The sequence below is a fragment of the Burkholderia sp. Tr-20355 genome (assembly GCF_017104685.1).
In the GTDB taxonomy this organism is placed as follows: Bacteria; Pseudomonadota; Gammaproteobacteria; order Burkholderiales; family Burkholderiaceae; genus Burkholderia; species Burkholderia seminalis.
Genome location: NZ_JAAGPK010000220.1, coordinates 1 through 11,149, shown reverse-complemented (window position 1 = coordinate 11,149; position 11,149 = coordinate 1). Strand labels below are relative to the sequence as shown.

Annotated in this window: 9 protein-coding genes; 2 read left to right on the top strand and 7 right to left on the bottom strand. The window is 67.6% G+C overall.

Features of this window, described 5'->3' with window-relative positions:
* The 5 genes from sctD to G3N62_RS31900 form a co-directional block, all read right to left on the bottom strand.
* Positions 1–1,157 (bottom strand): type III secretion system inner membrane ring subunit SctD (gene sctD / locus G3N62_RS31920; RefSeq protein WP_206141421.1); only part of this gene is annotated, 1,157 nt, incomplete at its 3' end.
* Complete coding sequence (gene sctC / locus G3N62_RS31915; protein WP_049029126.1) at positions 1,138–3,174, bottom strand: type III secretion system outer membrane ring subunit SctC; 2,037 nt, start codon at positions 3,172–3,174, stop codon at positions 1,138–1,140. The genes sctD and sctC, both read right to left, overlap by 20 nt.
* The gene (gene sctS, locus G3N62_RS31910; RefSeq protein ID WP_006480854.1) at positions 3,174–3,452 is read right to left on the bottom strand and encodes a type III secretion system export apparatus subunit SctS; all 279 of its coding nucleotides are present in this window, start codon (positions 3,450–3,452) and stop codon (positions 3,174–3,176) included. Before sctS ends, sctC begins: the two co-directional genes overlap by 1 nt.
* Positions 3,449–5,656: a type III secretion system export apparatus subunit SctV gene (gene sctV / locus G3N62_RS31905; protein WP_124670280.1), complete on the bottom strand. Its 2,208-nt coding sequence runs from the start codon at positions 5,654–5,656 to the stop codon at positions 3,449–3,451. The genes sctS and sctV overlap by 4 nt, the downstream gene beginning before the upstream one ends.
* Before the next feature lie 255 nt (positions 5,657–5,911).
* A complete protein-coding gene (locus G3N62_RS31900) occupies positions 5,912–6,739 on the bottom strand; it encodes an autoinducer binding domain-containing protein (protein WP_034189396.1) in 828 nt (275 codons plus the stop codon).
* Between the two features lie 284 nt (positions 6,740–7,023).
* On the opposite strand from G3N62_RS31900, the gene G3N62_RS31895 reads away from it, so the two are divergent.
* Positions 7,024–7,929, top strand: coding sequence for a LuxR family transcriptional regulator (locus G3N62_RS31895; RefSeq protein ID WP_069706836.1), 906 nt, complete (start codon positions 7,024–7,026; stop codon positions 7,927–7,929).
* Positions 7,930–8,014: 85 nt separating this feature from the next.
* On the opposite strand, the gene G3N62_RS31890 is transcribed toward G3N62_RS31895, so the two are convergent.
* Complete coding sequence (locus tag G3N62_RS31890) at positions 8,015–9,661, bottom strand: NRAMP family divalent metal transporter (RefSeq protein ID WP_124670279.1); 1,647 nt, start codon at positions 9,659–9,661, stop codon at positions 8,015–8,017.
* 121 nt (positions 9,662–9,782) lie between these two features.
* Positions 9,783–9,920, bottom strand: a complete 138-nt coding sequence (locus G3N62_RS31885) for a hypothetical protein (RefSeq protein WP_185732747.1) — start codon at positions 9,918–9,920, stop codon at positions 9,783–9,785.
* Positions 9,921–10,281: 361 nt separating this feature from the next.
* Between G3N62_RS31885 and G3N62_RS31880 the strand changes: the two genes are divergently transcribed.
* Positions 10,282–10,503: a hypothetical protein gene (locus G3N62_RS31880; RefSeq protein WP_154233767.1), complete on the top strand. Its 222-nt coding sequence runs from the start codon at positions 10,282–10,284 to the stop codon at positions 10,501–10,503.
* Positions 10,504–11,149: the final 646 nt, after the last annotated feature.

Below are 11,149 nucleotides of genomic sequence, written 5' to 3'. Positions count from 1 at the left end.
TGGCCGCCGCGTTCGAACACGACTTCGTCCGGGCCGATCGACACGACCGTCGCCCCCTCCTTCAGCCGCGCGCCTTCGAAATAGCGGCTGCCGTCGGCCGTCTCGATGTAGCGCTGGTCGCCGTCGCCCGCGAACACGGTCGTGATCTCCGGAATGCCTGCCGTGCCGCCCAGCGTCGTCGCCGTGCGCGGCGCGGCCGGATCGGCATCGCGCACGTGATCGACGACTTCGAGCGCCGGTCGCGCATCCTTCATGTAGTTGCGGATGCGCGGCTCGATCTGCGCGCGCGCGGCCGCGCCCGTCAGTTCGATCCGGCCGCGGCCGAGATACGTCACCGTCAGCGCCGTATCGCTGAAATAGGTCTGCGCGGTCGCCACCAGGTCGCTGACCACGTAGATGTTGCCGAGCGCCGCGTTGTCGACCTCCGCGACGATCTGCGCGACGCGTTCGCGCGCGGCCGGATCGCTGACGTAGCCCGACACGATCACGCCGTCGTCGCGCGGCGCGACGGCCAGCTCCGGATACGCATGCAGCAGCTGCTGCAGCCGGTGCGTGCGCGCGAGCACCGATTCGTGCTGCCACGGCAGGCGCCCCGACCACGCGACGAAGCCGTAGCCGAGCGCGCCGAGCAGCACGCCGATCCACAACGCGACCAGCGCGATCACGAGCCGGCGGCTGCCGAGGCGGCGCAGGCCGCCCGTGAGCCAGCCGAGCCACGCGGCCTCGCGCGCGGCGTCCGGCGCATCGGCTTCGTCCGGCACCGCGACGCTCGCCTGCGCATGCCGCGCGATGCCGAGCCGGATCGAGCCGACCGTCACGACGTCGTGCGGCGTCAGCGAGCGGCGCCCCGCGCCGAGCGGTTCGTCGTTGAACAGCACCGCCGCGCCGGTCTCGCCGCCGTGGTTCTGCACGGTCACCGCGAGCGCGCCGACCTGCAGACACACCTGCTTCGCGCCGATCTCGCGATCGGGCAGGATCACTTCGCAATCGGCCGCGGTGCCGACCCAGTTCGCGCCGCGCGCGAGCGACATCGTGCGGCCGTACATCGGCCCGCTCAGGAAGCACAGGTTCCACGGCGACGCGAGCGCGGCCGCGCCGCCCCCCGCGCCGCCGGGCAATGCGCCGTCGCCGTGCGGATCAATGATGCTCGTCGACATGGGGAGTGGCTCCTGCGGTCGTCGCGGGCTGCGCCGCCGCATCCTTCGGCGGCGGCAGCGCGGGCGGACCGAACTTCGTGCCGGGCAGCGGCTTCGGCGTCAGCGGCACCGCGACGTCGTTGTCCGGCGGGCGGTACATCGACAGTCCTTCCTGGCCGGCCGGCGCGTCGACACCCGGGTTCACGGGCGAGCCGTCCGGCGCATACATCGACGCGGTCGTCACCACGCGCGGCGTCAGCAGGTAGAACCGCTCCATGTGGTTGCCCGACTTGTCGGTGTACTTGAACAGGTTGCCGATCAGCGGAATGTCGGACAGCCAGGGCACGCCGCTCTTGTTCAGCTTCACCTCGTCGTCGTTGAAACCCGCGATCAGCAGGCTCTTGCCCTCGTCGATCATCGACTTGGTGACGATGTTGCGCTGCTGGATCACCGGAATGTTCGACACGGCCTGCCCTTGCACGACGTTGCCGTCCTGGATGTCGATCGACATCATCACGCTCTGCGGATTGCCGGACACGGCCGCCGCGTTGCGGATCGCCTCGTCGACGATCATCGGCGTCACCTTGATGCTCGTGCCGGTCGTCACGCTGTACAGCGACGAATCCTGGTAACCCTGCACCTGCACATAGAACTGCGTGAGGTTCTCGAGGATCGCCTCGGTGTTGTCGAGCGCGAGCACCTTCGGTTTCGAACGCAACTGCGCCTGCCCCTTCTGCGCGAGCGCGTTCACGCGCGTGAGCAGGTAGTTGCGCAGCGAGCCGCCGATCGATGCCGTCAACGCAATGCCGGTCGGCAGGAAGGTGCCCGTCTGCCCGGTTTCCGACGTGCCGACGCCGAACGTGAGCGGCGGATTGCCCGAGCCGTTGTACTGCGTGTTGCCGTTCAGCGGATTCGCGCCGTTGCCGATCTGCACGTCGCCGTGCGTCGTGTGCAGGCGCCAGTCGATCCCGAGGCTGTCGAGCGAATCCTCGTTGATGTCGATGATCGTCACGTTGATCTCGACGATGCGCGGCCGCTCGTCGAGCTGGTTGATCAGCGACTGGTAGCGGTACATGTTCTCCGGCAGGTCGCGCACGATCACCGCGTTGATCGCCGGATCGGCGACGATCTGCGGCAGCGCGTCGCCGCCGCCGGCGTTCCCGAACGGTGCAAGCCCGCCGCCTGCGCTGCTGTCGCCCGCGTAACCGCCCGCGCGCGGGCCGCCGGCGATATCGGGGAAGTCGAGCCGCGGCACGGCGATCGTCAGCCCCGAGCCCAGCTTCACCTGGCGCGCGGCCTGTCCGAGCGGCGTGCTCGACGGCAGCGCGTTCGTGCCGCCGCCCTTGCCGAACAGGCGGCTCAGGATCGTCGCGACGCCCGGCACCGTCACCTCCTTGCCCGAGCGGTTGATCGTGAAATCCGACGCCCAGCCGTACTTCAGCCGGAACGCGCGGATATCCGCATGCGCGCCGTTCGCCGACGGATCGCCGACCGAGCCGACCGCCTGCCGCACGAGCTCGACGTAGCGGCGCGGGCCGGCCACGTACACGCTGTTCGCGCGGTCGTTGATCACCAGCGTGTAGCGCTTGTCGGGAATCTGCATCGCCTGCAGCGCGCGGCCGATTTCACCGGCTGCGTTCGGCGGGATCGGGATCATCTGCGTCTGCGACTGATCGGCCGGATCGACGTACAGGAACGAGCCGTCGTAGTACCACGTGAGCCCGTAGGTCGAGCAGATCGTGTCGAGCGTCTGTTGCGGCGTGCCCGAGAAGCGGCCGCTGATCACGCCGTCGACCTTCGGGTCGACCACCGCCGTCACGCCCTGCGACGACGCGAGCTCGCGGATGAAGTCGCCGATCTTCTTGCCGTTCGCGACGATCGTGAACGGCTTGTTGCGCCAGCGCAGGTCCGCGGCCCGCGCATGCTGCGCGGGCGCCATGCACAGCGACGCCGTGAGCAACGCGGTCGCGCACATGGCGAGCGCGGCCCGTTGCAGGCTGCGCGGTTGAAACCGGATCGAGGCGACGCGTCGACGCATCAAAGGACTCCTGTGGAAGAAACGAACATGCGTTCCAGCGCCTGCTGCGCGAAGCGCAGCACTTCGCCGCCGAGCCAGCCCGACAACAGCACGAGCGCGACCATCACGGCGATCAGCCGCACCGCGATGCCGATGTTGGCGTCCTGCACCTGCGTGACGGCCTGCAGAATCGCGACGACGAGGCCCGTGACGGTGGCGATCAGCACGATCGGCAGCGACAGCAGCAGTACGAGCATCAGCGCCTGGCGCGTCAGGTCGAGGATCGTCGAGCTCGTCATTGCACGGCTCCCGGCGCACGCACGCCGGCACCCGCGCCGACCGTGCCGTCGTCCGGCGGGTTCTTGACCCAGCCGACCGTATGCAGCTGCACGTCTTCCTCGACCTCCTGGTACGACAGCACCGCGAGGTCGGGCAGGACCGGCTGCAGGATCGTCTTCACGTAGCGGCGCGCGCCGAGCGCGACCATCACCGCGAGCCGCACGGCGCCCTGCGCATTGCCGTGCCCGCCGGCGCCGCCCGCCTGCGCGGCCTGCACGATCGCGCGCACCTGCTCGCCGATGTCCTGCTTGACCGCGCTCGACAGCGCGAGGAAATTGCCCTGCTTGGTGCGCATCACCGCGCTCTCGATCCGCTCCTGCAGGTTCTGCTCGAACAACACGACCCGCAGCTGGCGCGTCGTGCCCGCGTGGCGGTCGGTAATCATCCGGCGCAGGTCGACGCGCACGAGCTCGACCAGCGCGATCACGTCGTCCGGTTCGTTCGGCGCCCACGTGATCAGGCTTTCGAAGATCACGCGCAAATTGCGGATCGGTACCTGCTCGGCCAGCAGCCGGCGCAGCACCTCGGTCACGCGCTGCAGCGGCACGAGCCGCGTCAGCTCGCCCACGAGTTCCGGGTGCTCGCGGCGCACGAGGTGCACGAGCGCCTGCGTTTCCTGGATTCCGAGCAGTTCGTCCGCATGCTGGCGCACGATCTGCTCGACATGCGCGGCGAGCGCGCTTTCGCTCGACAGCCACTTGCCGTCCGGCGCGGAGCCGTCGGGCTTGATCCACAGCGCCGTCGCGAACGGGCCGAATGCCTCGGCCGGCTGGCGCTCCGCGCGCTCGGGCAGCGGCGCGACGCCGTCCCACAGCAGCCAGCCCGGCTTCAGCGCGCCGTGCGCGGCGAGCACGTCCTGCAGATAGATCCGGTACGTGCTGGCCGCCGCGCCTTCGTCGTCGTTCAGCGTGATGCGCGGGAACACCGTGCCGATGTCCGCATCGACGCGCGCTTTCGCGCTCGACAGCGCGGCCTGCAACTGCGCGAGGTTCAGGCTCGCGCGCAGGTCGTCGGACAGCGACACCGCGATCAGCGACGTGACGCCGGCCGCATGCGACACCTTCGCGGGCTGGCCGTCGTCGGCCGCGCCGACGCGCCCCGCGATCTGGATCAGGTTGAAACTCGGCGCGGCCGTCTTGCGCTTGAGCTGCGAGAACGCGAACACGCCGAGGCCGATCGCGATCAGCGCGAACGACCATTTCGGAAAACCGGGCACGACGAGGAAGCCGGCCAGCACGACCGCCGCGATCAGCAGCGCGCGCGGATGCGCCCCCAGCTGCTCGCCGAGCTGTTCGCCGAGCTGGCGCTGCCGCGCATCGCGCGTCGCGACGCGAGTCGTGACGATGCCGGCGGCGATCGACACGAGCAGCGACGGAATCTGCGACGCCATCCCGTCGCCGACCGTCAGGATCGCGTAACGCTGCAGCGCCTGGCCGATATCCATCCCGTGCATCAGCGTGCCGACCGCGATCCCCGCGACGATGTTGATGAACGCGATCACGAGGCCCGCGATCGCGTCGCCCTTCACGAACTTCATCGCGCCGTCCATCGCGCCGTGCATCTGCGATTCCTGCTCCAGCTTCTCGCGTCGCTCGCGCGCTTCGTCGGCGCTGATGATGCCCGCGCGCAAGTCCGCGTCGATGCTCATCTGCTTGCCGGGCATCGCGTCGAGCGAGAAGCGTGCGCCGACTTCCGCCACCCGCTCCGACCCTTTCGCGATCACGATGAACTGCACGACGGCGATCACGAGGAACACCACGCCGCCCACCACGACGTTGTTGCCGACCACGAGCCGCCCGAACGCGTCGATCACGTGGCCCGCGTTCGCGTGCAGCAGGATCAGCTTGCACGACGCGATGTTCAGCGCGAGCCGGAACAGTGTCGTGAACAGCAGCAAGGCGGGAAACGACGAGAAGCTCACCGCCGACGGCACGTAGGTCGATACCGTCAGCAGTACGACGCTCGCGGCGAGGTTCAGCGAGATCATCCCGTCGAGCGCGGCCTGCGGCAGCGGCAGGATGAACAGCGCGACGACCGCGACGATGAACACCGCGATGAACAGGTCGGCGCGCGGCGATGCGCCCCCGAGACGCGGTCCGGACACGCCGCGGCCGGCGGAAAACAACCGCTGCCAGTCGCGGGGGAGCGCCTTCGGTTCAGCCATCGTGCCGTCGTCCTGTCGTTATCGCCGGCCGGCACGGGCAATCCTGCCCGTGCCGCGCGGACCGTTGAATGGGACGAGTGTAGCGACGGGAAACGATGGAAAAAGGGATGCGCCTCGTAGCGCGAAAGCGCGTTTTCCGGCGACGATCGAATCGGACTACGAAACCCGGCGGCACGCTCGGGCACGCGCCGCCGGAACCGCTTCCATTGCGTGCCGGGCCGCCGGCGCGCACGCCGGCGGTGCGCCGTTTCGGGGTTACAGGCGCCGCGCGGCGAGGTACGCGAGCTGCGCGCGGTTCTGCACGTTGAAGAGTTTCTCGAGCGACCGGATGTGATGGCCGACCTTGTGCAGCGACGTGCGCAGCGCGCTCGCGATCTCCTGGTCGGACAGCCCGTGCACGAGGCGATCGAGCACCTGCTGCTGCTCGTCGCCGAGCGCGAAACCGCGCATGCGTGCGATACGCGCCTCGAGGAACGGCAGCGCGACGCGATGCACGGCGAGGCTCACCGCCAGCGCGCCGCCGATCACGCGATCGTCGATCCATTCGGTGCCGTGCGTCTCCGACGTCACGTTCACCGCGACGCGCAGGTCGAGACGCGGCGCCGACAGGCTGAAGATCACGCCGCTGTTCATCGCGTGCGCACGCAGATGGCCGGCGAGCGCCAGCACCTTGCGGTCGCCGCTGCCCTGCGCGGCCGCCTCGATCTCGTCGAGCCGCCATGCGACCGGAAAGCCGCTCTGCCGCACCTGCGCGAAACGCGGGTCGCTCTCGTAGAGCATCCCTTCGATGAACGGCTGCATGAACGTTGCCGGCGCGAGATCGCGCAGCAGATGGGCACACAGAATGCGCCGCCCGATCATTTCGTAGGCGCCGTAACCGAGCGTACTGAAACCGATTTGCCGCAATCGCGCATGGCATTGCGCGAAATCGATTGGCGCAAGGTCGGTTTTACCGGATCCGATTTGAATGCCGGTAAAAACGTCGCGCTCGATTGCCTGATATTCGCTCGAATAAGCGGCCGCGGCCGCTATATCGGCATGTGAGAACCATTCGACGCGTGGTGCGCCGTCAGCATGTGTCATGAGGAGCCCGCCCCTTTCCCAATATATGAAACTGCGCCCCGTCACGATCTGGTCTTTTCTTTATGATTTTCTGGTAGTCAATATACGCGCGCGAACATGAACCTTTCGCCGCAATTAGTATTACGGCATATTACGCATACACAGGCATTTTTGTACAATGCCCCCGCGTTTCGTCAGGGATGACGATCGGCGCATATCAAAACGATGCTCGATCGCACCGCCGCGAATGCCGTTCACGATACGGCCGCCGCCAGGCGATGCGCGTCGATTCCGAGGGATGGCTCATGTCCGATATTGCATTGCATGAAGAAGCGGTCGCCCCAACCTTTCCGCGCGCGTCGGGCGCGTCGGGCGCCTGCGCGGATGCGCGCCGGGAGCGCACCGTGCAGGTCGTCTGGTGCGACGACGTGAAGGGCGGCGACGTCACGCAGCCGCACGCGCCGAAGCTCGGCGTCGCCGATACGCTCGCGCACGCGCAGAGCACGGCCGAGCGCAACCGGATCGTCACGAGCCTGCTGCATCTGACAGGCTTCTCGACGTTCGCGTACTTCGCGCTCGAATTCTCGCGCGAGCGCGTCGAAAGCCTCTATCTGCACGAAGCGTTCACGCCGCCCACCTATCGCGGCGACTACGTGCGGCACAACCATCACGACGTCGATCCGCGCACGCTCGGCGCGCGCGTCTGCAACATGCCGATCGTGTGGGACCTGCAGCAGCTGCGCCGCGAGTACCGCGAGCGCGAAGACGGCCCGAGCGAGCGCCCCGCCACGCTCGACGGCTTCCTGCAGACGATGCAGGACGACGGGATGTGCAGCGGCATCATGTATTCGATGGCCGTGCCCGGCACGCGGCTGCACGCGTTCATGAGCTTCACCGCGCCGCGCCGCACGCGCGAGTGGATCACGCCGGCGACGATCGAGCAGGCATTGTCGATCGGGTTGTCGGTGCACAAGTTCGCCTCGCCGCAACTGATCTCGACGTCGCGCGAGCGCGCGGTGAACGGGCTCACGCCGTTCGAGCAGGAACTGCTGCTCGGCATTGCCGAAGGCGCATCCGACAAGGAGATCGGCCGGCGCCTCGACACCAGCGCGCACAACGTCGACTATCACCTGCGCAAGCTGCGCAAGCGCTTCGGCGTCGCGAACCGGATCCAGCTCACGTACCTGACGTCGAAGCTCGAATTGATCTGAGCGCGGCGCCACCGCTTGGCGAATTCGAACGCGTAAACGCACATGCCGGCCTCGAGGGCCGGCATGTGCGGGTTGCGGTGCGACGTTACTTCAGCAGCGTCATCTGCACGACCTTCACGATCACGAGCCCGACCGCGATCACGAGATAGCCGCGCAGCACGGCCATCCAGATCCGCGTCGCGAGCGTCATGTTCTGCGGCTCGAGCGTGTCGAGCGGCGGCATCCGCCACGTATCGCGCAGCGACCGGTCGACACCCGGCTCCACCACGCGCTTGTTGCGGCGAATCAGGACCGTCGCGAGATACCCCGCGATCGCAAGCACGGTACCGCCCACCAGCACGTCGACGATCGCTTCGCCGCTGATATCCGGATACATCACCGACGCGGTCAGGATGATCGACAGCAGCACGAGTACCCAGATCACCGCGCCCGTGAACACGTTGAGCTTCGTCGAGTTGACCCACGGGCCGAGCACCTGGCGGTCGTTGCACAGCACCAGCAGGAACACCGTGGCACTCGGCAGCAGCACGCCGGCCAGCGTCTGCACGGCTTCGGTCAGCAGGCCGAGCGGGCTGCCCGGGATCAGCACGAGCGTGGCCGCCGCCACGACGATGCCGAAGTAGACGAGATAAAAGCCCTTTGCGTCGGTCACGCCGCGATGCAGCGAGTGGCGGATCTTGAACACGTCGCCGATCGCATACGCGGTCGACAACGACACCGCCGCCGCGCCGATGATGCATGCGTCGAGCAGCGCGATCGCGAACAGCGTCGCGCTCGTGCGGCCCGCATACTTCTCCAGGCCCGCGATGATGCCGCCCGCGTCGGTGAAGTTGCCGGCTTCCGGATGGCCGCTGAACAGCGCGGCGCTGAAGCCGATCATGGCCACCGCACCGACCAGCACGAACGCGATACCAATCCACAGGTCGGCCTTCTCGTACTTCATGAAGCGCGGCGTGATGCGCTTGTCGATCACGTAGCTCTGCTGGAAGAACAGCTGCCAGGGCGCAACCGTCGTGCCGACGATGCCGATCACGAGCAGCATCACGTCCGACAGCTTCGCGTGCGCGGGCCAGTTCGGCACGAAGAAATCGCGCGACATCTGCGCGACGCTCGGATGGATCGACACGAGCACGGGCACGAGCAGCAGGCTCATCACGCACAGCCCGATCGCGAACCGCTCGAAGCGCCGGAAATCGCCGGTACTCACCGCGGCCATCGTCAGCGCGGCGGCCACGCACACGCCGGCCACCTTCGGCAATCCGAAGAAATCCAGCACGAACGTGATGCCGATGAACTCGGTGACGATCGTGAGCGCATTGAGCAGGAACAGGTCGATCACGCTGAACGCGCCCCAGAACTTGCCGAACCGCTCGAAGATCAGGCGTGCATGGCCGACGCCGGTGACCGCGCCGAGGCGCAGCACCATTTCCTGGTTCACGTACAACACGGGCACGAGCAGCAGCAGCGTCCACAGCAGCGTCGTGCCGTAGTTCTGGCCGGCCTGCGTGTAGGTGCCGAATGCGCCGGCGTCGTTGTCGCCGACCATCACGATCAGGCCCGGGCCGATGATCGCGAGCAGCGTGCGCAGGCGCGCCCACCACGTGCCGCGCGCACCGGTGTCGTGGTACGGGATCGTGCCGAGTGCGCCGCGGATGTCGCCGAGGTGGGCGTCGTCGAGCACGGCGCTGCGTTCGGCGGCGATCGGTGGAGAGACGTTGGATGGCGTGGACATGATGTGTTCCGTACGGCTAAGGGTTATGCGATTCGATAAGCGTGTGACCTTGGAATGCGCACGGGGCGACCGCCCGAAGGCGGCCACGCGTGCGCATGCCGAGGCGCGCTCGGCGCTTCCTTCAGTGGATCAACGATTTCAGCTGGTTCAGCAGGCGGGAGAACACCCGCGGACGGGCGTCGAGCGTCAGCATCGCGTCGTACTGGTTGCGCGATTCCGTGACGTGCGGAAGGTGCGACAGCAGAAGGCCGAAGTTCATGGTCTGGCTCCGTGCGGCGACGGCAGGCGTGCCGGCCGCGTCGTGGGCGCGGGGCCAGTCCGGGGCCTGAACGACGTGTCAGGCTAGTCGGCCGGATTGTCCCTGCGACCGGGGTTCAAAAGGGTCGGTGCGTGCAACGGGCATAAGGGACAACTGTCACTGTCGTTCATGGCGGCTCCTGTGCGGTGTTCCGGAAAACACGGTTGACCGCCGTCAGGCCGGCGGGCCGCCATTCGCGAGCCGGGAAAAGGCACGCGCGAACGCGGCCGCCTGCCAGGCGGCGGTGAAGCCGGCCAACGCATGCGAAAACGCATCACGCTAACCGGCGCGAATCAGGGTGCACGTAGGGATTTGCTGCGGAATGCTGCTGCGCGCACCGTTTGCCCGGGAGACAAACGGCGGCTTCGATGAGGCGCGGACGTCGGTCGCTCAGGCGGAAATTTCGTTCGAAGATCGACTACTGCAGGCGTCCAAGGCGGCGGCCCCAAGAGTGAAGATGGCGGATTCTATGGACGGCCCGAAAGTGAAGTCAACCCCTCCCAACCCCATTTCTCGAAATAAATTCCCCGCGTTTCGCCGCTGAAAGATTTGCCCTTGAAATGGCGCACCGAAACCTTTCAGCGCGTCAGGATGCGCTCCGGCGGCGATGCGTGCGCGCAACGGCACGGAGTATCCCGCCGCGTGCGCTTCCGGCTCCCGCCAGGCCGCTGCCGCGCGACCGCGGTCCGTTGCGACGCGCAGGCCACGGACGTCATCTTTCGTGCGTTTTTTGCTTGCGCCGCAGCAAAAGTCGCGACTACAATCCGCCCCAATTCATCAAGGGAGTCCCCCCGTGGACACATGCTCTAGTTGCAGTTCGATGCCGGTCCAGGCCGGCCAAGCCATCGCGAGATAGCAGCCAGACGCATGTCTTTCGCCGCTAGCTCGCATTCGTCGGGTTAGCGCGCTTCCTCCCGGGCCGGCCATCGCCGCCTCGCCAGTCGCACGCTCCGTTACGTTCCACCCTCCGATCGCAGGTTGCGTCATGCGCCCGCGCTCGATCACGTCGTCCGGCGTTTGCCGGACCGGACGGAGGCAGCGTCATGTTCTTTCCATCCTTCGCGCTCAGACTCAAGCGCATCGCCCACGTCGCGTGCGACCGTGCATTCGTTTCCGGCCTCTCGCCGCTCGCCCACGCGTTCAGCAACTGGCGCGGCATCGCGCTCGCCCACGTGCCCGCGGCACCACGG